Origin of the sequence: Mesorhizobium sp. B2-3-10 (genome assembly GCF_006442275.1) — a bacterium.
GTDB classification, from domain to species: domain Bacteria; phylum Pseudomonadota; class Alphaproteobacteria; order Rhizobiales; family Rhizobiaceae; genus Mesorhizobium; species Mesorhizobium australicum.
Genome location: NZ_VFVT01000003.1, coordinates 383,971 through 406,974 on the forward strand (window position 1 = coordinate 383,971; position 23,004 = coordinate 406,974).

The window sequence follows — 23,004 nt, forward strand, 5'->3', positions numbered from 1 at the left end:
ATGCCAAGATGGCACGGTCCAGCCTTCCAAGTTGTCGTCGATAACGGGTAGTCCTTTGGTTCAGTCGGTCCTGTTCTTTGCCCTCGGCTTTCTCTGTGCCGGCTTTCTGGCGCTGATGGTGGCTCCCGCCGTCTGGCGGCGTGCCGTCGCACTGACCCGCAGGCGCATCGAGGCCTCCATTCCGCTGACGCAAGCCGAGATCCAGGCCGACAAGGACCGGATCCGGGCCGAATACGCCATGACGACGCGGCGCCTCGAAATCAAGGTCAAGACGCTGCGCGAGAAGGCGGCCGAACAACTCGTCGAGATCAATCGCGGCCGCGAGGCGCTGAAGGCGCTGGCGGTCGAGCGCACGGACAAGGACCACGCGCTCGCCGAACTCGGCGCCAAGAACGAAGCGCTTCGACAGCGCGAAGAGGAACTGCATCAGCTTTCGGAGCGGCTCAAGGAAACCGAACGAAAGCTGGAAAGGCGGGCGCTCGATCTCGAGAAGCTGGAGCACATGTATGACGACGCCAGTTTTGCCTCCAGCAGCCGCCAGATCGAACTCGTGGCCCGCGAATCCGAATTGCAGAAGCTTGCCAGCGATATCGTGCTGCTGCGCGGCCAGCGCAAGGAAGCGGATCGGCGCAGCCAGGAGATCGTAGCCGAAAGCAAGGCCGCGCGCGATGCCCTGAAGGCCGAGAAGAAAAGGGCCGCTGAACTCGACAAGAAGGTCCAGCGGCTGCTCGCAACGCTCGCCGACCGTGAGGACAAGCTTGATCGGCGGGAAAAGGAATTGGCGCGGTTGCGGGAAAAATCGAAAACCGAGGACGGCGCACCGGCCCTGCGGCTGGTCGGCAAGCCAGATGAGCCGGCCCGGCACGAGGAGGCCGGCAAGCGCGACGATTTGGACCGGGCGATTGCCAAGCTTGACGGCGACCGCGAACGGCTGGAGGCCAGGCTGACGGCCCTGGCGCGCGAGAACAAGCGCCTCAAGGCGGATCTCGGCGCCGCGGCATCGTCGGGTTTGACGAACGGCAATGGTGCCGCGCTGCGCGAGCAGATGAATGAGCTGGCGGCGGAGGTGGTCCACCTGACGGCCAAGCTCGAAGGCCCCGATTCACCAATCGCCAAGGCGCTCGCCGCGCCGCAGGACAATCGCTCTGCCGGCAACGACCGCAGCCTCGCCGATCGCGTGCGCGCCTTGCAGAAAGCAGAAGCCAACTGACGCCGTGCAGGGCTGACGCTTTCGCCGTGTCCTGGCTCACATGATCGTCAGCGCGAGAAATGATGCAGGGCAATGGCCGAGGCGGCAGCGACGTTCAAGCTGTCGAAGCCCTTCGACATGGTGATCCGCACGGTTTGCAGGCGGGCAAGCAGGCTTTCGGGCAGGCCTTCGCCCTCGGTGCCGAGATAGAGTGCCAGCCGCTCGCCGCGCCGTGCATCGCGTATGTCGATCCGGCCGCGCGGTGACAATGCGAACTGGTCATAGCCCCGGCGGTCGAGCTCCGCGGTGAAGCCCGCGGTGTCGGTGAAGGACGCAAAAGGGATCTTGAGCGCGGCGCCGACCGAAACCCGGATCGCCTTGCGGTACAGCGGATCGCAGCATGTCCCGTCCATCAGCACCGCATCGGCGCCGAAAGCGGCGGCGTTGCGGAAGATCGAACCCATATTGTCATGGTTGGCGATGCCGACAGGCACGACGATCAGGGCTTGAGCGGGCAAGGCATCCAGCAATGACCCGGCGGGATGCGGCGTCTCCTTGCGCCCAATGGCCAGGATGCCGCGGTGCATGTGGAATCCGGCAATCGCGTCCATCACCCCGCTGGCGACGACGTAGACCGGCAGGTCCGCTTGCGCCTTGCGCAGCACCTCCTCCAGGCCGCCAAGCCGGTTTTCCAGGATCAGGATGGATTCGGCGGTGAAGCGCCTCGACGACAAAAGCAGGTCGAGCACCACTTTGCCCTCGGCGACGAAGCGGCCTTGCCGGCCCGCCAGATCGCGCTCGCGAATATCGAGATAGGCTGCGACGCGCGGATCGCGTGGATCGTCGATGCGAATTGGGTCCATGTCCCGCTCAACAATCGAAAGCGCGGTCCGTGCGCCGGGAAAGACACACCAACCACGCTCCGGAAATCGTCAGCGAGGTAAACGACCGCGGCAGCTTCCGGTCAAGTCCCGGCGCGGCGCAACCTCTGCGCCATTTGGGACAGATCCTCCTTGCCGCCGCCGAAAATGCCTTCCAGCATGGCGAGCAGTTCGCGCACGGCATCGGATTTGCAGGAATAGTAGATCATCTGGCGATCGCGGCGGGTGTCCACGAGGTCCAGCGCCCGCAACTTGGCCAAATGCTGCGAGAGGGCGGATTGGCTAAGCATCACCTTTTCGGCGATGGCGCCGACCGACATTTCGCCGTCGATCAGATAGCTCATGATCAACAGCCGTTTTTCGTTGCCCATCAGCATCAGAAATTCGGCAGCTGATTCGGCGTTGGCGATTAGCTTTGTCGAGACCATTGATGCCCCATGCTGTTTGCTCATCGAGGCGCCATGGGGGCAATGGCGCCTGAATCCATAAATTCACGTGTGAAGGTGCCGACGAGTCAGCACCACACCTAAAGCCTAGAACATTTCTTTCAAATCTCAAGCGTTGCTTTTGATCAAATGCAATTTAATCTCGCTTTGCGCCTAGGATGCCGCCTTGGCGGCCCTCGCCATTTCAACCAGAACGGGACGCAATTCCTGCGCAGTCGCCAGTGGTTGTGGGAAGAATACCCGGCAAACATCGTCCCCGGACACCAGATCCATGCCATCGGCGTCCAGCCCGGCGATGCTCCAGCCAGCACCTGGCGCCTTGGCAAAATGATGGGCGTAGTTGGCGATCGCGTCGAGATGGTCCGCATTCATGTGCTCGACGGCTGACTGTTCGCTCGCCGCGAGCTCTTCGACAATCGGCCCGGCGGTGACCAGATCGGCCCGGTCGAGCAGATAGGCCTTGCCGAAGCCGCCGTTGAGACTGGCGCGCTGCGGCTCGAGGCGAAAGATTGAGAAGTCGCCGAGCCCGGCATAGAGGCTCGCCTTGGGATTGCGGTTGAGATAGCGGCGCGCGGCGCGAGCTTGGGCCTGCGAGCCGCGCTCCAGCCGCGAGGCCTGGCAGGCCAGCGTCAGCCGCGGATGCGCCAGCGGATCGCCTTTGCCGGGCTCCCCGAGCAGAAGGGAACAGCGCGGATCGGCAAGCAGGGCCGACGTGTGCGCCGCGAGCATCGACACCAGGATGAGCGGTGCGCCGTCAATGTCGGTGGCGACGCCGACCCGGCTCGCCAGCGGCGCCCCGGTCCCCGGTTCCAGCACCGCCAGGGCGCCGAAACGGGCACTGCGCAGAAGCGTTTTCGCCAGGCGGATCGCCTCGGCGTCGGTCTCGCGGATCACATCCTTCTTTCGATCGTCCAAGGTTTCTCGCCCTGCCAAGTTGATTTCCTATTCCACTTGTCAGCCGATGATGCCGGACTTGGCAAGGGGAGGTGCCCGCGCAAACCGCTTCGCAGCTTGGGGCGACACGCCTTACTTCGGCGCCATGCGGATGGCGCCGTCGAGGCGGATGGTCTCGCCGTTCAGCATCTGGTTTTCGACGATGTGCAGGGCAAGCGCGGCATATTCGGATGGTTCGCCGAGGCGCGACGGGAAAGGCACGGCGGCGCCCAGCGAATCCTGCACCTCCTGCGGCATGGCGGCCATCATCGGCGTCTTGAAGATGCCGGGCGCGATGGTGCAGACCCGAATGCCGGATCGGGCGAGATCGCGCGCCACCGGCAGCGTCATGCCGACGACGCCGCCCTTCGAAGCCGAATAGGCCGCCTGGCCGATCTGGCCGTCATAGGCGGCGACCGAAGCGGTGTTGACGATGACGCCGCGCTCGCCGCCCCGCAGCGGCTCGAGTTTCGCGGCGCGGTCGGCGACCAGGCGGATCATGTTGAACGTGCCGATCAGATTGACCTCGATCACCCTGCGGTACTGGTCGAGCGGATGCGGTCCATCCTTGCCGATCGTCTTCACGCCGATGGCGATGCCGGCGCAATTGACCAGGATGCGCGGCTCGCCCAGCTTGGCGGCAGCCTCGGCCAGGGCGGCGACGGCACTGTCGGCACTCGCGACGTCGCACTGGACGGCGATGCCGCCGATCTCGGCCGCGACCTTGGCCGCGCGCTCGATGCCGACATCGAAGATGGCAACGTTGGCTCCCTTGGCGGCAAGCGCACGAGCGGTTGCCTCGCCAAGGCCGGAGCCGCCGCCGGTCACGATTGCTATCTGGCCGCTGGGATTCATGGCGTCATCCTTCCCGTGAGAATGGGCTTGCTATCAAACAGGGACGGATCAGGCCCGGATTGAAGGGCCGGGTCAAGCCATCGCCTAGACGTGCTCGGCGGCCCTGGCCTGGCTGGCGTGACCGACCTCGCCGGAAAGCCTGGCAACCGCGCCGGGCGTGATCTCGTGCGACAAAAGGCGGTCGAGGTCGACAGGCCTAGGCATCGAAATCTGACCACGGGGGATGCGCTTGAAGCCGAGCGGCCCGTAATAAGGTTCGTCGCCAACCAGGATGACGGCCGGCGCGCCAGCCTTGGCGGCCGCCTCCAGCGCGATCGCTACCAGCCGGCGGCCGATGCCGAGGTTCTTGAAGGCCGGCCGTACCGCGAGTGGCCCAAGCATCAGCGCCCGGCCGGCCCCCGCCGCTATGCGGGTCATGCGCACCGAGGCGACGACGAGGTCGCCGTCGACCGCGACAAAGGACAGGGCGCGCTCGTGGCCGCCGGCCTCGCGGATCTTGTAGGCGGCCAGCACGAAACGGCCGGGGCCGAAGGCCTCGTCGTTAATGGCTTCGATTTGAGGGTCATGCGCCGGAGTTTCCGGCAGGTATTTCACGTCGGCAAGGCTCATGGTCTTTGCGTTCCGGTAGAGGAGGAAAGGTTGCTGCAAACGGCAGCATTCGCCAGTCAGCGCTTCATCAAGCGCGGGCGCCCTTTCGTCGTCGGTCAAACCGGATCAAAGCAAAGTCGAACATGCGGAGTGTCCGCTAGCATCAATTTTGCGCCGCCGCAATCGACCCGTTCGCTGGCACGACCGATTGACGATCTGTTCAGCCCTGGATGCTTTCCGCCTTGCCGCATCGCGCCCTACATGACGGGAAACCCGAAAGGACAATTCATGGGATTGCTCGTCGACGGCAAATGGCAGGATCGCTGGTACGACACGAAGAACAGTGGCGGCAAGTTCGTGCGGGCGCAGTCGCAATGGCGCGACTGGATCACGCACGACGGCAAACCCGCCGAAGGCCGCAGTCGCGGCTTCAAGGCGGAGCCCGGCCGCCATCACCTTTACATCTCACTCGCCTGTCCCTGGGCGCACCGGACGCTGATTTTTCGCACGCTGAAGAGGCTGGAAGGCATCATCTCCGTCTCGGTGGTTCACCATTTCATGGGCGCGGACGGTTGGACGTTTCTCGCCGAGGACGGCGCCACCGGCGACACGCTCTATGGTCTCGACTTCCTGCACCAGATCTACACCAAGGCCGATCCTGCCTATTCAGGCCGGGTGACGGTGCCGGTGCTGTGGGACAAGAAGGAACAGACGATCGTCTCCAACGAATCCTCCGAGATCATCCGGATGCTCAATTCGGCCTTCGACGAATGGGGCGACGCCAGCTTCGACTTCTACCCCGAGGCCTTGCGCGGCGAGATCGACGCGATCAACGGGCTGGTCTATCCCGCCGTCAACAATGGCGTCTATCGAGCCGGTTTCGCCACCACGCAAGCGGCCTATGAGGAGGCGTTCGGCGCGCTGTTTTCGGCGCTCGATACTCTGGAACATCGCCTTTCCAGGCAGCGCTACCTAGTGGGTGATCGCATCACCGAGGCCGACTGGCGGCTGTTCACCACCCTGGTGCGCTTTGACCCGGTCTATGTCGGACACTTCAAGTGCAACCTGCGCCGCATCGCCGACTATTCGAACCTGTCGAACTATCTGCGCGACCTCTATAGCGTGCCTGGCGTCGCCGGGACCGTGAACCTGCGCCACATCAAGGCGCATTATTACGGCAGCCACGAGACCATCAACCCGACCCGGATCGTGCCGGTCGGGCCGACGCTCGACTATGGCGCGCCGCATGATCGGGCGCGGTTCGGAAGGGCTGCTGCCTGACTACCAATAGGGCGATGCTGGCACGTTGGCGAAAATTTCGGCGATCCGCCGCAGCGTTGCCGGCGTCGTGCCCTCCGGCAGGCGATTGAGCGGGAAAAAGCCGGCCTCGGCGATTTCATGGTCTGGCAGTTTCGGTGCGGTGCGGCTGAAATGCTCGACGAGGTAGAAGCCGACATGGTCGCGCCGGCTGGCACGGCGGTTGAAATGCATCGATTTGAGAATCGGCGCGTCCGTGATCTGGATGTTGCCTTCCTCGTAAAGTTCGCGCGCCAGCGCTTCGGCCATCGTCTCGCCGACCTCGACGCCGCCGCCGGGAAGCTGCCAACCGGGCACATAGGTATGGCGGATGAGGAAGACGGAATTGGTGGCGGCATCGTGGATCAGGCCGCGCACACCGAGCGTCATTGGCCGCCGCAGCACGAAATAGAGATGGAACAGCCGCGCCCTCAAACCCGCCCAGCCGGTCTGGCGGAACGGAGCCTCCTCGTCGCTCGCCATCAGTAGCGAAACCGTGGGTGGAAAGGGGCGCGCACGTCGCCTATGAAGGAGGGATGTTCAGGCTCGCGCATATTTCCGATGTCCATCTGGGGCCGCTGCCCGATGTATCCTATCGCGATCTCGCCTCCAAGCGCGTGCTCGGTTATGTCAACTGGCAGCGCAACCGCCGCCGCCACATGCACGACGCCGTCATCGACGCCATCGTCGCCGATATCAAGGCGCAAAATCCGGACCATCTCGCCGTCACCGGCGACCTCGTCAACCTGGCCCTCGACGGTGAGATCGAGATGGCCAAACACTGGCTGGAGACGTTGGGGCCACCGCATGACGTTTCGGTGGTGCCGGGAAACCATGATGCCTATGTGCCCGGCGCCTTCGACAAGGTCTGCCGGTCGTGGGCGGCGTGGATGAGCGGAGACGGTGTCAACACGCCGGTCGACCGCAATGCCTTCCCCTATCTGCGCGTGCGCGGCAATGTCGCGCTGATCGGGGTTTCGACGGCGCGCGCCACGGCGCCCTTCATGGCCAATGGTTTTTTCATGGAGGGGCAGGCGGCTCGGCTCGGCAAGATACTCGAGAGCACGGCGAAGCAAGGGCTGTTCCGTGCGATCATGATCCATCATCCGCCCCTGCGGGGCGCTGTCTCCCAGCACAAGCGGCTGTTCGGCATCGCCCGCTTCCACAAAATCGTCCGCCGCCATGGCGCGGAGCTTGTGCTGCACGGCCATTCGCATCTGCCGTCGCTGTTCCAGATTGGGCTTCGCGGTGCAAAGATCCCGGTCGTCGGCGTCGCCGCCGCCGGCCAAGCGCCGGGCGGCAATCACCCGGCAGCACAGTACAATCTGTTCGACATCGACGGCGAAAAGGGTAACTGGCGTATCCACCTGACGCGGCGCGGTCTGACCGGACCGTCAATACCGCCTTCCGATCTGCAGAGCCTGGAACTCGGGGTCGAGCCCGGCGAGGCTATGGCCGCCAGTTGAGAACCATGGCCGAGATGCGGTCCCACAGCAGCGCGGCCGACACCGCCAGACCAACCAGCGCGCCGGCGGCGACCAGCCCAAGCCCGGACAGGAAGGCCGACCAGCCCTTGCCTTGCGTCGATGCTCGCAGCGGTGGCTCGGCTTCCGCGACCTCGGCGCGTTTCATGCCGGCGACCGCCGGCTCGACGCCACCTTCCATCATCCTCTGGCGCTCGACGATGCGCTCGGCCACATAACGCGTCACGGAATCGGCGACCGGCTTCATCTCGGTCGACTCGGCAAGCACGACCCGGCCAATGCGTGTATCCTTGAGGAAGCGGTAGGTGCGACGGTCGCGTCCCATCGCGACATGGCTGACGGCGTCGATCCACAGGCGCGGCTGCAGCCCCGAGGAGACGACAAAGTCGAAATTGTCCATGTCGGCTGGAACGTCGGCAAAGATGGGCGCGAGGTCCGCGGCCAGCAGGTCCAGGCGCATGCGGTGCGCTTCACGCATGTCGACGACGACATCGTCGCGGTCAGCGAAGGCATTCTTCACATCACGGATGGCATCGGACAGTTTCTTTGACGGATCGATCTTCTCGCCTGCGTCCTTCATCGGCGTGGCCTCGCGGGTTTGGTTAACAGGCAGTAACACAGCCGAAGGCAAAATGCACTCGCGAGATCAAGACGGCAAGGCGCCCGCTCGGTGCCGCGCGGGACGTCTCAGCCGGTCGCAGCGAGTTTCGGGCGCAAGGGCCTGGCGCGGCGGTTCATGTTGCGCTGGATGATCGTGGCGACCAGATCGGGCGCCTCCTCGATGAGCATATGGCCAGCCTCCAGCACGTGGTGCACGTGAAATCGCGCGGGCAGACCATCCATTTGGGTAACGGGTAGCATCGGGTCATTGCTCCCCCATACCACCATCACCGGCATGGTCAGTGTGTCCAACCGGTCGTGCGGGATGACGCCCTGCCGGTCGTCGCTGGTCATGGCGGCAGCAATCTCGATGAGTTTCTCCACCTGGCCGGGTCGCTCGCGCATGTCGCGAAGGGTATCCACGGTGCGGTCGACGGCGCGCGTCAGCGGTCCCGACATCGCGCTTAGGCACGCCCGGATGTCGGAGGGATCCCATGAGGCGGCAAAGCGGCGCAACAGCGGGCCGTTGATCTCGGGGCCGAAGCCGCCCGGCGCCAGAAGTGTCAGCGAGGCCACCCTCTCGGGTTCGGCCAGTGCCATCAGCGTCGCCACCGCGCCGCCCATCGAGTGGCCCACCAGATGAACGCGCTTCACCGATCGCGCGGCGAGATCGGTCAGGACGGCCCTTGCCGCCACCTTGGCCGGGCCGGCGCCGGGGAAATCGAGCGACAGCCCGTGCCCCGGCAAGTCATAAGCGAGTGTGCGCACCGCAGGCGACAGCGACGGGATCACTTCGTGCCAGACACCGTGGCAGCCGCCAAAACCATGCAGCAGGGCGATGGCCTTCGAGCCAGCACCCTGTTCGGTGGCGTGAAGCGATGCGATCATTGAAATGTGAAAGCTTATTACGGGACGGGAAGATTACGGGACGGGAAGATGGGAATGCGGCTGGATTGCTCCTTGTCCAGCACGATGGCCAGTAAAATTTTCGCGACGACTGGCGGTTGCGCTCTCTCGACCTTGCGAAGTCGCCTGACAAAGCCGACAAATCCGTCGTATCGGGGGTTTGCCACCTACTTTCGGCGGCCAACAATTCGGTTGGTCCAAACAACCCGTTGGTGGGACGTCAGCTCGCGTTGCCGAGGCCCGCCGCGCGCAGAGCCCCAACCAGCCGCTCGGTCAGATCGGGCGGATATTTCCGGTCGATGAAGGTCGCGCGCGGATCGGCGGTGAATTTCGGAAATTTGGCGGTTAGCTCGTCGAGCAGCTTGCGCGCCAGATTGTCCTGGCCGGCGATCTTGGCACCGATCAGCCGGGCTGCAAGATAGTGCGATTTGGTTGCGGTTGTTCTCAAAGAGGAACTGGCGATGGCGGCCTTGTTCGTGTCGCCAAGCATGAGTTCGCCGGCGAAAAGTCCGAAATCCCACCATGTCGGATGACCGCTGGAGGCGTCCACCGCCTGGGCCAGGATCGGCGTCCCCTCGGCATACCTGCCAGCGAAAATCAACCCATAGCCGTAAGCTGCGGCCATGGCGAGATCGTAGGGATTGAGGTCATAGGCCTTGCGCATCCAGCGCAGCGCCTCGTCAGCGTTGCCAAGACGCGAATTGATGTAGCCGTAGGAGCGATGCGCATAAGGACTGGTCGGTCCCATCTGCACGGCGCGATGGGCAAATGTCATCGCCTTCTCGATCGTGGCATCCGGCGGATAGGCGTAGTGGTCGTTCACGGCCTCCAGGTGCAGCGAAGCGAGTTCCGAGTAGACCAGCGGTGACTTGGCGCCGCGTTCGGCGAGGGTTTCGAGGCAGCGATAGGCGGCCTCGTGGGTCCGGGCGTTCTGGTCGAGATAATATTTGTCGTTGAGCGTCAGGCATTGAGTGAGGACGGTCTGAATGCCGCTCTGTTCGATATAGCTGTAGATCGTGCCGGAAGCGGGAAGAGCGGACGTCAAGATGCCGGCTATACGGTTCTCGACGGCGGTCGGTGCGCTGTCGGCGGCGGTCAGGTTGCGCGACAAAAGCACCCGTCCGGTCGCCACGCTCTGCAGTTCAATCGTGATTTCGCCCGTATCCGGCCCAGGCAGAATATCGAAGATGAAGCTTGTGGCATTGGTGGCCGGATCGGTCGTGGCGACCGCGTCGCGACCGATGAAGTCGATCGTATCGAAACCGCTCAGGCCGGCGCGCAGCGATGCGGCGACACGGCTGGCATCCGTGCCACTGGCCTTGACGGCGATGTAGACGAGCGGCAAGGCCTCGCTGGCGGGAGACGGCTCGATGCTGCCGGTGAGGCCTGCGGTCTCGAGCGTGGCCGCAAGGTCGCCGCCTGCCAGCAGCGCACCGCTGCCCTGACGCAGGATCAGAACACCAAGCATGGCGATGACGACGGCGATCGCCATCCAGAAGAATCTGAGGTGACGTGCCACCGACGGCGCCGGCGCAACCATCGGTGCCAGTAAGGCAGGGGCCGCAATGGCACTCTCGGCAGTGCCGCGTTGCGCCGATGGAGCCGCCGCCGCTCCCGTCTGGATGGCGAGTTCGGCCGTCTCAGGCAAGCGGATCGCATTGAGCTCGTAGGCCGGGACATAGCCGCCGCGCGGAATGGCTATGCGGACAGGCTCGGCAACACCTTCATTGGCGAAATATTGCTGCAGCAAGTCGCGCAGCCGGCCGGCCTGAACCCGCACCACCGCATCGGTCGAAGGATCGAAATCGCCGTCCTTGCCGAAGACATCCATGGCGATGGAAAAGCCCTTGAGCCTGTCGGCTTCGCCTGCCTGTTCGCGCTCGACAAGATAACGCAACAGCTTGCGTGCCCGTTCGGATCTTCCGAACGTTTCGCTGGCAAGCAGTCGCTCCAATGTTTCGCGCACTGCGGGGGCGGCAGGCGTGGCATGCTGCAAGTGTCGATCCTCTCGAAGTCGGCACAGGTTAAGGCACGGATCATATAATGCCCGCACCGCCATACAAGTATACACCCATTATGCGATCGCGTACCCCACCGGATATTTTCCCGGTGGTTAATGAGCCGCGCGCGACAGGATAGCCAGGATGCCGGAGCAATCCTTATTGAATCCCATGGATGCCAAGACCTTGTTCAGGCCCGAAGGATGGCGGCGCGAGAGCCAATCCCGGCTCTCGCGCCGACGGTAAACTATCGCGCGTTGCGGCCGACGATACGATTGGCCGCTGACGTTACCGCTTCCAGTGAGGCAGCGACGATGTTGGTGTTGATGCCGGCGCCGAACAGCTTGCCGCCGGGATATTCCATCTCGACATAGGAGATAGCCGACGCATTCGAGCCGCGCTGCATCGAATGCTCGGAATAATCGAGCACCGACATCTCGACGCCGACATGGCGTGACAGCGCATCGACGAAGCCGTCGATCGGGCCGGTGCCGGTGCCTGATATCGTCACTTCCTTGCCGTCGTCGAGGATGACCGCCTCGACCACGCGCCGGCCCTTCACCTCGGTGGCCGGATAAGTGTGATGATCGAGGAATTTCAGGCGGGCGCCAGGCTGGTCGACATAGGTTTCGAGGAAGCGGTCATGAATACGCTTGGCCGGCACTTCCTTGCCTTCGGCGTCGGTGATCGCCTGGATAGCCTGACTGAATTCGATCTGCAGGTTGCGCGGCAAATTGAGGCCGTAATCGGCCTGCAGCACATAGGCAATGCCGCCCTTGCCCGACTGCGAGTTGATGCGGATGATGGCCTCATAGCTGCGGCCGACATCGGCCGGATCGATTGGCAGGTATGGCACTTCCCAGTGTGGCGTGTTGGCCTTCTTCAAGGCCTTCATGCCCTTGTTGATGGCGTCCTGGTGCGAGCCGGAAAAAGCAGTGTAGACGAGTTCGCCAACATAGGGGTGGCGCTCGGGAATCTTCAGCTGGTTCGAATATTCGTAGACATCTTTCATCCGGTTGATGTCGGAGCAGTCGATGCCCGGATCGACGCCTTGCGTGTACATGTTGAGCGCCAAGGTGACGATGTCGACATTGCCGGTGCGCTCGCCATTGCCGAACAGCGTGCCCTCGACGCGGTCGGCGCCAGCCATCAAGCCGAGTTCGGTGGTGGCGATGCCGGTGCCACGATCATTGTGCGGATGCAGCGAGATGATCAGGTTTTCGCGGTTGTCGAGATTGCGGCACATCCACTCGATGCGGTCGGCATAGATGTTGGGCGTCGACATCTCGACCGTCGACGGCAGGTTGACGATCAGCTTGTTGTCGGGTGTTGGCCTGACGATCTCGGTGACGGCGTTGCAGATCTCCAGAGCGACCTCGAGTTCGGTGCCGGTGAAGCTCTCCGGCGAATATTCGAAGCGATAGCCGCCGCCGGCCTTGGCAGCCATGTCGGTGATCATCTTGGCCGCGTCGGTCGCGATACGCTTGATGCCGCCGACATCTTTCTCGAAGACGACGCGACGCTGCAACTCGCTGGTCGAGTTGTAGAAATGCACGATCGGGTTGGTGGCGCCCTTCAGCGCCTCGAAGGTGCGGCTGATCAGTTCAGGCCGGCACTGCACCAGCACCTGCAACGACACATCGGCCGGCACGTTGCCTTGCTCGATGCACCAGCCAGCGAAGTCGAAATCGGTCTGCGAAGCCGAGGGGAAGCCGATCTCGATTTCCTTGAAGCCCATGTCGAGCAGCAGGCCGAACATGCGCGCCTTGCGCTCGTGGCCCATCGGATCGATCAGCGCCTGGTTGCCGTCGCGCAGGTCGACCGAGCACCAGATCGGCGCCTTGTCGATCACCTTCGAGGGCCAGGTCCGGTCGGTGAGGCCGACGGTCGGGTAGGGTTGATATTTGCGGGCTGCGTCCGGCATGCCCCGGCCAACTTGCTTGCCGGTCGCGGCCTCGCTGGCGCGGATGTCTTCTCGTGCGTTCATCGTTGTTTCTCCCGGCGGCTGGCGGGTCCACCTTTCAGGCGGATGTGGAGCCAAGCGGCGCCTTTACCAGAATTTCGTTCGCTTGATATGATTTGCCAAGGAGCATTTGCTTGCGCGGCGGTTCGACCGCCGGGCGCTCCTTCAGCGAACCCGGCGATCGCCGATAAGGCCGAGAAGAAGCAGGGTCGAGGCAAGCGCGCGCACGGTCTCGCCGGCAAAGCCGGTCTGACGGGAAGCGGTGGTGGGGCGCGTGTTCATGGCCGCTCTCATACAGGAGCGGCCTGTTGGAGGCAAGCGGGCCGGCCCCCGTCGAATTTTATCTTAACGCGGATGCTCTTCCCCGCGCGCCGCAAATGCGCCAGACTTGGCTTCCGGCGGGGTGCCGTCGGCAGGGGGCGTTCATGAATTTCGTGTTCTTCTCGCCGCATTTTCCCGCCAATGGCGCCGATTTCTGCGACCGGCTGAAGAAGGCAGGCGCGACCGTGCTCGGCATTGGCGATGCGCCCTATGATGCGCTCCACGGCAAGCTGAAGCAGGCGCTTTCGGAATACTACCGCGTCGCCGACATGGAGGATTACGAGCCGGTGTTCCGGGCGATAGGTCATTTCATCCACAAATGGGGCCGCATCGACCGGTTCGAATCGCTCAACGAGCACTGGCTGGAGCTGGAAGCCAACATCCGCACCGACTTCAACATCTACGGCACCAAGCTCGATTTCGTGAAGAATCTGAAGCGCAAGAGCCGCATGCGCGCCTTCTTCCGCAAGAGCGGTGTCGAGACGATCGCGCAGCGCAAATGCTCCGACCGGGCCGGCGCTATGACCTTCATCCGCCGCGTCGGCTACCCCGTGGTGGTGAAGCCGGATTCGGGCTCCGGCGCTTCGAACACGTTCAAGATCTCCAATCCGAAAGAGCTCGACCAGTTCTTCCGGGACAAGCCGGAGGACGTGACCTTCGTCATGGAGCAGTTCATCGAAGGGCTGGTTGTGACCTATGACGGATTGATCAACCGCGACGGCGAGGTGGTGCTGGCGGCCAGCCATCGCTACGACCAGAGCGTCATGGACGTGGTCAACAAGGACCGCCACATGAGCTACACCTGCTTTCCCCGGATCAGGCCTGCCGTCGAGGAGGCCGGCCGCAAGATCCTGAAAGCATTCGACGTGCGCGAACGCTTTTTCCATATCGAACTGTTCGAGACCAGGGACGACCGCATCATCGCGCTGGAGGTCAACATGCGGCCGCCCGGCGCCTGGATGACCGACGCGATCAACTACACGTTCGACATCGATGTCTACGCGGCATGGGCGGACATGGTGGTCAAGGATGCCGTCGGCGGCCCCTATGAGGGCAAGTATTTCACCGCCTATGCCAGCCGCAAGCGCCACCTCGACTATTTGCACAGCCATGCGGACGTGCTAGCCGCCCACCGCGACAAGATCGTCCATCATCAGCCGATAGAAGAGGTTTTCAGCCGGGCCATGGGAAATTACGCCTACCAGATGCGCTCGAAGGATCAGGCTGATCTGCGCGAGGCGGTGGCCTATATCCACGCCGAAAAGGCTTGAGGCATGGACATTTCCTATCACAAGGTCTTCGCCCGCAATCTCGGCCGCGACATGGAGTACAAGCGCTACGGGCATGCCGGCCGGCCGGTCGTGGTGTTCCCGACCTCGCAGGGCCGGTTCTACCAGTTCGAGGATTCCGGCGGAGTGGGGGCGCTCGCCGAGTTCATCGATACCGGCCGCATCCAGCTGTTCACCGTCGACGGCATCGATACAGAATCCTTCTTCGCCAGGGATGTCGATGCCGTGCATCGCATCGACCGGCACGAGGCCTATTTCCGCTATCTGCGCGAGGAGGCGCTGCCGGAATTCCTGGAAACCGCCGCGCAAGCCAATGGCGGACGGCGGTTGAAGCCGCTGTTCTCGGGCTGTTCGATGGGCGGCTACCATTCCTCGAACTTCGTCTTCCGGTTTCCCGAGCTCGCCAGCGGCGTCATCTCGCTGTCGGGTGTCTATTCGGCCCGCGATTTCTTCGGCAAGGCGCTCGACGGCGACATCTTCTACAACTCGCCGCTCGATTATCTGCCAGGGATCGTCGACCCGAAACTGCTGGCGCGGCTGAAGGCGCTCAGGCTGATCTTCTGCTGCGGGCAGGGCGCATGGGAAGAGCGCATGCTGGTCGAGACGCGCCAGCTGGAACAGATCCTGCGCGACAAATCCATTCCGGCCTGGGTCGACTATTGGGGCGGCGACGTCAGCCATGACTGGCCGTGGTGGCACAAGCAGCTGGCTTATTTCTTCGGCCGCTGGCTGGATGACGATCTGATGCACAGGCTGGACTAAGGTGCATTGATATTCAGCTGGCCTGCGGATGGCTGACGCCTACCCTTCCTGGCAGGCCGGCAGAGGTGCGGTCTGGTGCTCCGCCGCCGATCCGCGGCGCAGGCCGAGAAAGACGACGAGGGCGGTGACGATGGTGACTGTCGCCAGCACGATCAGCAGCCTGTCGAACGCCGTTTCGTAGGCCTCGACCAGCACGGCGGCGCCAGCCGCCGGCAAATGGTGCGCGGTTCCACCGACATTGCCGGTCACCAGCAATTGCGCCGCGGCGGCCGCGTCGCTGGAAGGCGCAGCGCCCCGAGCGGCGAGTTGCGCGGCGGTAAAGCCTGACAGGGTCGCCATGACGATGGCCAGCGCCACACCTTCGCAAGCGACACGGGTGGTGTTGAAGATGCCGACCGCCATCCCGGCCCGCTCCGTCGGCACGACGCTGACGGCGAGCCCGTCCATCAACCCCCAAGGCAAGGCGATGCCGACGCCGATCAGGATCAGTGGCGCGACCAGCGCAACCTCAACCGGGGGCGTCAGGCTCAGCCAGACCAGGCCGGCCGCCGCGACGAGCAGGCCGACGCCGCAGATCGTGGCCGGAGCGATCCAGCGCGCCAGCTGGCCGGCGAGCAAGGGCAGGAACAACAACGGTCCGGAGAGGCAGATCATCAATTGCCCGGCCTTGATCTCGCTCATCCCCTCGATGCCGATGAAGCGGATCGGTAAAAGTACGAGCAGGACGACGAAGCCATAGGCGGGCGCCGCCGCAAGAAACTGGACGCCGACGAAGCGAGGAAAGCGAAACAGGGTGAGATCGAGCATCGGCCGGCGCACGCGCCGCTCGGCGACGACAAACAGCACAAAGCAAAGGACGGCGACGCCGAGAAGCGTTGCCACCAGCGGGTCGGTCCAGCCGCTCTGGGGTGCCTGGAGCACGCCATAGGTCAGCGAGGCCAGCGCGAAGGTGAACGTGGCGGCGCCCGCCCAGTCGAGGCCGGAAGCATCCGGATCACGCGATTCCCTGATGGTGCGCAGGCCGAGGGTTGCCGAGCCAGCCGCGAGCGCCATCACCAGAACAAAGATCGACCGCCAGCCGAAGGCGGCGATGAGCAGGCCGGAGGCGATCGGGCCGAAGGCCAGCCCGATGCCGAAACTGGTGCCGAGGAAGGAGAAGGCGCGCAGCCGCGATGGTCCCTCGAATTCCTGGGCAAGTGCGGAGGCGCCGCCGGCGAAGGCCAAGGCACTGCCGAGCCCTTGCGCGGCCCTGAAGATGTCGAACCAGGCGATGTCGGACGCCAGCATCGCGCCGAGCGAAGCGAATATGTAGAGGGCAAGACCGACGAGGAAGATCCGCTTGCGGCCATGATTATCGGCCAGCGCTCCGGCCGCCATCAGGCTGGCGGCGAAGGTCAGCATAAAGGCGTTGGTCACCCAGTTGAGCGTGATCGGGCTGCCGCCGAGATCGGCCGCGATGCGGGAGAGCGCGACGGCCGGGCCGGTGAAGGTCAGAGGCATCGTCATCGCGGCAAGGCATACCGACAAGAGCACGAGCCATCGCCCGGCCGGGCCGGTGGTGGTCTTCAAGGTCATGGGTTTTTCCTATCTGAGCGGTCTGCGCCGGCGCGCAACCGCGGCGCCGATCATGCGGACCAAGATAGGTCAGAGACAGATCAGGAATAATAGTATTAAATATCCTGATATAACGGACTGAAACGCTCGAATGGAGCAGCATGATGGATCGCCTCAGCGGCCTTCTGGCTTTCGCCCGCACCGCCGAGTTCGGCAGCTTCGTCGCCGCCGGCCGGGCGCTCGGCATCTCCGCTTCAGCGGTCGGCAAAAGCGTCGCGCGGCTCGAACAGGAACTCGGCGTGCGGCTGCTGCAGCGCTCCACGCGGCGGATCGGCCTGACGGAGGAGGGCAAGCTGTTCAACGAGCGCGTGCGGCGCATCCTCGACGACATCGACGATGCCGAGGCGATGCTGTCGCGGACAAGGGAGACGCCGCGTGGGCGGTTGCGCGTCTCGACCCCGATCGTCACCTACCATCTTTTGCTGCCGGTGCTGTCGGAGTTCATGGCCCGCTATCCCGAGATCGAGCTCGATATCGATTTCAACGACCGGATCGTCGACGTCATCGAGGAAGGCATCGACGTCGCCATCCGCAGCGGCGAGCTGCCCGATTCACGATTGGTGTCCAGACCCATTGCGCCCTTCCGCATGCTGCTGTGCGCGGCACCCTCCTACCTCGATCGCCATGGCACTCCCGGCGTGCCGGCGGATCTCATCAGGCATTTCGGCATAAACTTCCGCTATCTCAACAGCGGCAGGCTGCTGGACTGGCCGTTCATTACCGGGAGCGCCCAACCGCTGATCCGTTCGATGCTGACCTGCAACAACATGGAAGCTTTGAAAGGCGCCACGATCGCCGGACTCGGCATCGCCTGCATGCCCGATTTCCTGGTGCGGGACGCGTTGCGCGAGGACCGGCTGCGCACCGTGCTCGACGATCATGTCGACGGCCGTGGCCAGTTCCGGATGCTATGGCCCTCCAATCGCCATCTGTCGCCAAAGGTGCGCGTCTTCGTCGATTTCCTGCCCGAACGCCTGGCAGCCGCGCGATAGCGGTGCCCTGGTGGCAGCCCTCATCATTCCCTGATGCTTCTGGCTACCAGCCGGGCAATGCTGGGGCCGACAAGCAGCACGATCAGGAAGCGCGCCGACTGCAGGGCCATGACAAAGGAGATGTCGACGTTCTGCGCGGCGGCGGCGATGATGGCGACGCTGTCCATGCCGCCAGGGCTGGTCGCCAGATAGGCGGTCAGCGGGTCGACGCCGGCGAGCCGGCTGATGAGGAAGGCAAGGCCGCCGCAAAACGCGATCAGCGCGATGATCGAAGCGATGATCTGCGGCAAAGCGCGTGCCGCGTGGCGCAGGATCGGCCTGGTGAAGTTCAGGCCGATCGCCCAGCCGACCGTCGCGTAACTGACCGCCAGCAGCCATTGCGGCAATTGCATCGGCACCCCGAGGCCGAGATGGATGACTGTGCCGAAGATGAAGCTGCCGAGGAAGAAGGGCGAAGGCAGCCGGCAAAGCCTGCCCGCGAGGCCGCCGATGAGCGCCATGCCGATGGTGGCGGCGAAGGGTTGCGGATCGATCTCGGGGAACCAGATAACGGGCGGGACCTCGATGCCCGAGGTATCGACCCACATCTTGGCGACGAGGGCTGCCGTCATCGAGACGAAGATGACGCGCAGATACTGCATGAAGGCGACAAGGCGCTGATCGGCGCCGAAGGCGCCGGCCATCAGCACCATGGCGGTGGCGGCCCCCGGCGAAGAACCCCAGACGGCGGTGGTGCCCGGCAGGATGCGCCAGCGGCTGATCAGCCAGCCAAGCAGGCTTGAGGCCGCGACGGTGGCGATCACCACGCCGAGGAACAGCGGCCATTCCTTGTAGAAGACCGGGAAGATATCGGCCGAGATCGAAGCCGCGACGAGGCAGCCGACGACAGCCTGGGCGGCGCCGAACAGAAGCCGCGGCACACGCACCGCGGCACCGTTGGTGCCGGCGACGATGGCCGCCAGCATCGGTCCGATCAGCAGCGCCGCCGGCAAAGCGGCGAGTTCCAGCGCGCCGGCGAAGAGCGCGGAGATGACCAGCAGGATGAGCCACTGCCAAGGCTTGCTCAGCCGCGTCATGCGCTCGACAGGGGACTGCTCGGCCTCGGAATCCATGCTTTGGTCTTAGACCGGGCGGAAAGGAATGCGAACCCCGCAGTACCAAAACAAAACTATTCAGCGTGTCCGCCAGTTCACGAGAGATGTCCTTGTCAGATCTTTCGGACGGGGCCTGGATATCGGGCGACAAAATCGTCCGTCGTCAGCAAGGTAATGCCTTCCACCATTGCCTGGGCAATCAGGATTCGATCGAAGGGATCCTTGTGAATCGCCGGAAGTCCATCGACGGTGACAGCATGTTCACTCGTGATCGGCAGTTCGTGATAGTCGTTGTCTATCAGGCCTCGCCGCAGCAACCGAGGGTCGATCTGGAAATCATCTCGCCCCAGTCCTCGTTTAATTGCGACTTCCCAGAGGCTGGCAGGACTGAACAGCAATTCGTTCTCTGGGTTCTCGATTTCGGCGAGGGCCGCGATTGGCAGCCGACCTGGTTCGGCTGCCACCCACAGCAGCAAATGAGTGTCGAGCAACAGTTTCACGCGTTGTCGCCAAACAGCTGCTCGATCTCCTCGCTGCCCATGCGGTCGAAGTCACGGGGGACCGAAAATTGGCCGATCATAAAACCAACCCGTCGCGCTTGTGCCGAAGCCGACTGGTCGACAGGTATGACCTTGACCAGTGGTCTGCCGGCCTTGGCGATAATGAACGGCTCACCTTTGGCGGCTCGGTCAACGAGGCGCGAAAGGTTGGTCTTTGCGTTGTGAATGTTCACGGTTTGCACGACAGCATTACCTCAAGCGGACTTAGTTCATAGAACTTAGTTCATTTGATGGTTATTGCAAGGGCGGGTCCGCCCCTGTTTGTCGGTGTTGAGCCGGCCGGTTCAGCCCCCCTTCGCTTCGGCCAGTCCAAAGCCCCCGACGGGATGCGTTTCCACCTGGAATTCGAAGCCGCCGATGAAGGGGCGCGCCTTGGCGATCGCCGCCTGGACTTCGGGAAGCTGCAGCGAGGCCTTGTGGCTCGCCTGATCGGTCCACACCTCGGTCACCCAGATCGCGTCGGCATCGGCCGGATCGGTGGCGATGATATAGCTCAGGCAGCCGGGCAGGGCGCCAGTGCTCTCACGCAGCACGGTCATGACTGCGTCGCGTTGGCCACGCGCCGCCCGCATCTTGCCGATCAGTCCATACATGTCCTCGTCTCCCCCTGGGTTGGCGCGAAAGGAGTGTGTCCAGTATGCCGGTCGCCGGTCAAGGCATCAACTGGCCGCCATTGACTTCGATCACCTGGCCGGTGACGTAGCCGCTCAACAGGTCCGATGAGAGGAACAGATAGGCGCCGACGCAATCTTGCGCCGTGCCGGCACGGCCCTGCGGGATGGTGGCGACCATGCCCTTCATCTGCTCGTCGGTCGAATAGCGTTCGTGGAAGGGGGTGAGGATGGTGCCCGGCGCCACGGCGTTGACGCGGATGCCGAAGCCGATCAGTTCCTTGGCCATGCCGCGCGTCACGTTGGAGACGAAGGCCTTGGCCGAGCCGTAAAGGCCAGCGCCGCCGCCCGCCCCGTTGCGCGCGGCGATCGACGAGGTGTTGACGATGAAGCCGCCCTGTTTTTTCAGCCACGGGATCGCCTTGCGCGAGGCGGTCAGCACCGAGCGTGCGTTGAGGTCCATCACCGCGTCGTAATGCGCCTCGGTCTGCTCGGCGTAGGGCACGCGGCCAAGCATGCCGCCGGCATTGTTGACCAGCCCGTCGAGCCAGCCGAAATGCCGCGCGCTGTCCTCGACGACGCGTTCGACATCGGCAGGGAGAGAAAAGTCGCCCTGGACGAGGAACACCTCGCCGCCGCCGTCGCGAATGGTCTGGCCGAGTTTCTCGGCGGCGTCGCGGCTGGAATTGTAGTGCAGCGCCACCTTGCATTTCTGCCCGGCATAAGCGAGCGCGAGCGCCGCGCCGATGCCGGTCGAGGCGCCGGTGACCAGCACCGCCTTGCCGGCGAGGTCGGGGATGACAAGACCAAGGGCTGTCTCTGGCACTGCTGTTCCTCCGGGGGATTTCCAAGTTTCTTGGCGGGTGTTGCCACCCTTGCATTCAAGTCAGTGCCGCTTCAAGGCCTGAGATAGACATAGCCCTGGCTTTGCAGTTCGGCGAGCTTGACGACGCCACCCCTGTCGGCGGCATGGAAGCCATCGAGCAAGTCGGCGAGCGTAATATCCATGCCGTGCATGGTGTTGCCGCAGGCATGCGGGTCGAGCCCTTGCTGGACAAGACCGGTAAAGCGCCCCGAAATCGCCGCCGATATGCCCTTCGACTTGAAGCCGGCAAGCGCCGGACCATGCACGACCAGCGCGATATCGACGTTGCCGCCGGTGCCCTCATAGTGGTTCTTGATGTTGCCGAGCACGAAATTGACCTTGTCGAGGTCGCTGAGGTGATAGGCGACCTTCAGCCTGGCAGGCTCGGTGGTTGCCGCCTGCACCGCCCGCAGGCCGAGAAGCGTCCCGGCTCCGGCGAGAGCCGCGTGGAACATGTCACGTCGGCGCATGGCGTGCCTCCCTGGCTTGCCGGCTCAGCGCGATTTGCTTGGCCGCGGCCGCAATACTAGCATAAATTGACGTTACGTCCTGTCGATGCGGAGAGGGGCACATGGCGTTCAGGGAATGGAAGACGTTTGCCAGCGCCGGATTTGGCGCCGCACTGCTTGGCGGACTTGTGGGTTCTGCTTTTGCCGACAATGCGCTCAAACTCACCGAACTCAGCCCCAACGGGGCGGACGCCTGTTTCGGCCGGGTCTATGACGCGGCGCACCTCAAGGCGCGTCCGAAGCAGAAGGTGACGCGGATTTTCTTTTACTACGGCCATGATCCGGTCAGCCGTCCGAATGAGGAACCGAACGCGAATTCCGATACTTCCTACAATGGGTTCCTAAGCACCACGGTGCGTGGCGCCAAGGCGCCGGAATGGGCCGGAGGCTGGTGCAATCACGAGTCCGAGGATGGCAAATCGGGCCCGATCCGTTGCGGCATGGACTGCGACCGTACCCTGGCGTCGCTGAAGGTCGACGGCAAGGGCCGGCTGATCCTGTCGGACCTGTCGTCCGACATCTACCTCGACGCCGGTTCGGAAGAAGAACTCGGCGCGGCTGAATACGACAGGCAGGCGCTTGGCAAGGAAGACGACAATTTCCGCCTCGATCCGATGCCGGCGGCGACCTGCAAGGCTGAATTCGCCCGCATCGATCCGATCGACCCGGCGCTCGGGCCGCCGCTGCGCGAGCGGCTGAAGCCAGACCAGGCCTTCTGCTACGGGCGCGACTATGACGCTGCGCATATGAGTTCGCATCCCGAGCAACTGACGCAGTCGATCCGGGTGTTTCGAGGACCGGTCGAACTGGCGTCCTTCGCCTCGGGAGGCGACGCCGCGAGCTGGCCCGACGGCGCCGACATCGTGGTCTCGGTCACGACGCGGCAGAAGGGAGCCAAGGTCACGCAGACTTATTCATGCCAGGGCGAGGCCGATCAATGGCGTTGTGCCGCGAGTTCGAAGACGAGCAATTTCTCCTGCGACATCGCGCAAAAGGAAATCTTCCTCAAGCGCGGCGCCAACGGCGCCATCACGCTTGCCAACCCCAACAGCAGCCTGGCGGTCGTCGACCTGTGCTCGAAGGCGGCCGACGGCAAGACGATGTCCGACGACAAGGTCTATCGGCTGGAGCCAATGCCACAATCCGCCTGCGCGCCGTAACCAGCGTTTCGTCATCCTTGGGTCGCCGCTACGGAGCTGCGCTCCTGCTTCGCCCAAGGATGACGAAGTCGAGAAACTCCGGTTAG

The 23,004-nt window shown here is 63.8% G+C and carries 24 protein-coding genes; 7 read left to right on the plus strand and 17 right to left on the minus strand.

What is annotated here, in order from left to right:
- Positions 1-55 precede the first annotated feature (55 nt).
- On the plus strand, positions 56-1,210 hold the full coding sequence (locus FJ943_RS11515) for a hypothetical protein (RefSeq protein WP_140721578.1): 1,155 nt from the start codon (positions 56-58) through the stop codon (positions 1,208-1,210).
- 47 nt (positions 1,211-1,257) lie between these two features.
- Here the strand turns inward: FJ943_RS11515 and FJ943_RS11520 are convergent, their stop codons facing one another.
- The 5 genes from FJ943_RS11520 to FJ943_RS11540 all read right to left on the minus strand — a co-directional run bounded on the left by FJ943_RS11520 (position 1,258) and on the right by FJ943_RS11540 (position 4,913).
- On the minus strand, positions 1,258-2,052 hold the full coding sequence (locus FJ943_RS11520) for an RNA methyltransferase (protein WP_140721581.1): 795 nt from the start codon (positions 2,050-2,052) through the stop codon (positions 1,258-1,260).
- 101 nt (positions 2,053-2,153) lie between these two features.
- A complete protein-coding gene (locus FJ943_RS11525; RefSeq protein WP_015316000.1) occupies positions 2,154-2,498 on the minus strand; it encodes a metalloregulator ArsR/SmtB family transcription factor in 345 nt (114 codons plus the stop codon).
- A gap of 171 nt (positions 2,499-2,669) precedes the next feature.
- On the minus strand, positions 2,670-3,431 hold the full coding sequence (locus FJ943_RS11530) for a HugZ family protein (RefSeq protein ID WP_140721584.1): 762 nt from the start codon (positions 3,429-3,431) through the stop codon (positions 2,670-2,672).
- Between the two features lie 111 nt (positions 3,432-3,542).
- Complete coding sequence (locus FJ943_RS11535; RefSeq protein ID WP_140721587.1) at positions 3,543-4,304, minus strand: 3-hydroxyacyl-CoA dehydrogenase; 762 nt, start codon at positions 4,302-4,304, stop codon at positions 3,543-3,545.
- Positions 4,305-4,388: 84 nt separating this feature from the next.
- Positions 4,389-4,913, minus strand: a complete 525-nt coding sequence (locus FJ943_RS11540) for an N-acetyltransferase (protein ID WP_015316003.1) — start codon at positions 4,911-4,913, stop codon at positions 4,389-4,391.
- A gap of 267 nt (positions 4,914-5,180) precedes the next feature.
- Here FJ943_RS11540 and FJ943_RS11545 point away from each other — a divergent pair, with 267 nt between their 5' ends.
- Entirely contained in the window at positions 5,181-6,173 is a 993-nt protein-coding gene (locus FJ943_RS11545) for a glutathione S-transferase family protein (protein ID WP_140721590.1), read from the plus strand.
- On the opposite strand, the gene FJ943_RS11550 is transcribed toward FJ943_RS11545, so the two are convergent.
- Positions 6,174-6,671, minus strand: coding sequence for an NUDIX domain-containing protein (locus FJ943_RS11550; RefSeq protein ID WP_140721592.1), 498 nt, complete (start codon positions 6,669-6,671; stop codon positions 6,174-6,176).
- 53 nt (positions 6,672-6,724) lie between these two features.
- On the opposite strand from FJ943_RS11550, the gene FJ943_RS11555 reads away from it, so the two are divergent.
- A complete protein-coding gene (locus FJ943_RS11555) occupies positions 6,725-7,654 on the plus strand; it encodes a metallophosphoesterase (RefSeq protein WP_140713562.1) in 930 nt (309 codons plus the stop codon).
- On the opposite strand, the gene FJ943_RS11560 is transcribed toward FJ943_RS11555, so the two are convergent.
- From FJ943_RS11560 to leuA, 4 genes are all read right to left on the minus strand, one after another.
- On the minus strand, positions 7,638-8,252 hold the full coding sequence (locus tag FJ943_RS11560) for a hypothetical protein (protein WP_140617644.1): 615 nt from the start codon (positions 8,250-8,252) through the stop codon (positions 7,638-7,640). The two genes, FJ943_RS11555 and FJ943_RS11560, sit on opposite strands and share 17 nt — an antisense overlap.
- A 107-nt stretch (positions 8,253-8,359) precedes the next feature.
- On the minus strand, positions 8,360-9,160 hold the full coding sequence (locus FJ943_RS11565) for an alpha/beta fold hydrolase (protein WP_140721595.1): 801 nt from the start codon (positions 9,158-9,160) through the stop codon (positions 8,360-8,362).
- A 238-nt stretch (positions 9,161-9,398) separates the two neighbouring features.
- Positions 9,399-11,174 carry a hypothetical protein gene (locus tag FJ943_RS11570; RefSeq protein ID WP_140617646.1) on the minus strand — a complete coding sequence of 592 codons (1,776 nt, stop codon included), beginning with the start codon at positions 11,172-11,174 and terminating at the stop codon, positions 9,399-9,401.
- Between the two features lie 251 nt (positions 11,175-11,425).
- Entirely contained in the window at positions 11,426-13,165 is a 1,740-nt protein-coding gene (gene leuA, locus FJ943_RS11575; RefSeq protein WP_140721598.1) for a 2-isopropylmalate synthase, read from the minus strand.
- 401 nt (positions 13,166-13,566) lie between these two features.
- On the opposite strand from leuA, the gene FJ943_RS11585 reads away from it, so the two are divergent.
- The gene (locus tag FJ943_RS11585) at positions 13,567-14,733 is read left to right on the plus strand and encodes an ATP-grasp domain-containing protein (RefSeq protein ID WP_140721601.1); all 1,167 of its coding nucleotides are present in this window, start codon (positions 13,567-13,569) and stop codon (positions 14,731-14,733) included.
- Positions 14,734-14,736: 3 nt separating this feature from the next.
- The gene (locus tag FJ943_RS11590) at positions 14,737-15,513 is read left to right on the plus strand and encodes an alpha/beta hydrolase-fold protein (protein WP_140721604.1); all 777 of its coding nucleotides are present in this window, start codon (positions 14,737-14,739) and stop codon (positions 15,511-15,513) included.
- Positions 15,514-15,552: 39 nt separating this feature from the next.
- Here FJ943_RS11590 and FJ943_RS11595 read toward each other — a convergent pair whose 3' ends face one another.
- Positions 15,553-17,088 (minus strand): MFS transporter, encoded by a 1,536-nt coding sequence (locus FJ943_RS11595; RefSeq protein ID WP_140721607.1) that lies wholly within the window; start codon positions 17,086-17,088, stop codon positions 15,553-15,555.
- Positions 17,089-17,231: 143 nt separating this feature from the next.
- On the opposite strand from FJ943_RS11595, the gene FJ943_RS11600 reads away from it, so the two are divergent.
- The gene (locus FJ943_RS11600; RefSeq protein ID WP_140665177.1) at positions 17,232-18,119 is read left to right on the plus strand and encodes a LysR family transcriptional regulator; all 888 of its coding nucleotides are present in this window, start codon (positions 17,232-17,234) and stop codon (positions 18,117-18,119) included.
- 23 nt (positions 18,120-18,142) lie between these two features.
- Here FJ943_RS11600 and FJ943_RS11605 read toward each other — a convergent pair whose 3' ends face one another.
- From FJ943_RS11605 to FJ943_RS11630, 6 genes are all read right to left on the minus strand, one after another.
- A complete protein-coding gene (locus FJ943_RS11605) occupies positions 18,143-19,231 on the minus strand; it encodes an AbrB family transcriptional regulator (protein WP_140721610.1) in 1,089 nt (362 codons plus the stop codon).
- Between the two features lie 95 nt (positions 19,232-19,326).
- Positions 19,327-19,713: a type II toxin-antitoxin system VapC family toxin gene (locus FJ943_RS11610; RefSeq protein ID WP_140721613.1), complete on the minus strand. Its 387-nt coding sequence runs from the start codon at positions 19,711-19,713 to the stop codon at positions 19,327-19,329.
- Complete coding sequence (locus tag FJ943_RS11615; protein ID WP_140721616.1) at positions 19,710-19,955, minus strand: type II toxin-antitoxin system prevent-host-death family antitoxin; 246 nt, start codon at positions 19,953-19,955, stop codon at positions 19,710-19,712. The genes FJ943_RS11610 and FJ943_RS11615 overlap by 4 nt, the downstream gene beginning before the upstream one ends.
- A 102-nt stretch (positions 19,956-20,057) precedes the next feature.
- On the minus strand, positions 20,058-20,366 hold the full coding sequence (locus FJ943_RS11620) for a putative quinol monooxygenase (protein WP_140721619.1): 309 nt from the start codon (positions 20,364-20,366) through the stop codon (positions 20,058-20,060).
- A 58-nt stretch (positions 20,367-20,424) separates the two neighbouring features.
- Positions 20,425-21,210 (minus strand): SDR family oxidoreductase, encoded by a 786-nt coding sequence (locus FJ943_RS11625; protein ID WP_140721621.1) that lies wholly within the window; start codon positions 21,208-21,210, stop codon positions 20,425-20,427.
- A 71-nt stretch (positions 21,211-21,281) separates the two neighbouring features.
- The gene (locus FJ943_RS11630; RefSeq protein WP_015316019.1) at positions 21,282-21,719 is read right to left on the minus strand and encodes a DsrE family protein; all 438 of its coding nucleotides are present in this window, start codon (positions 21,717-21,719) and stop codon (positions 21,282-21,284) included.
- Between the two features lie 101 nt (positions 21,720-21,820).
- Here FJ943_RS11630 and FJ943_RS11635 point away from each other — a divergent pair, with 101 nt between their 5' ends.
- Complete coding sequence (locus FJ943_RS11635) at positions 21,821-22,918, plus strand: hypothetical protein (RefSeq protein WP_140721624.1); 1,098 nt, start codon at positions 21,821-21,823, stop codon at positions 22,916-22,918.
- The last annotated feature ends 86 nt before the right edge of the window (positions 22,919-23,004 follow it).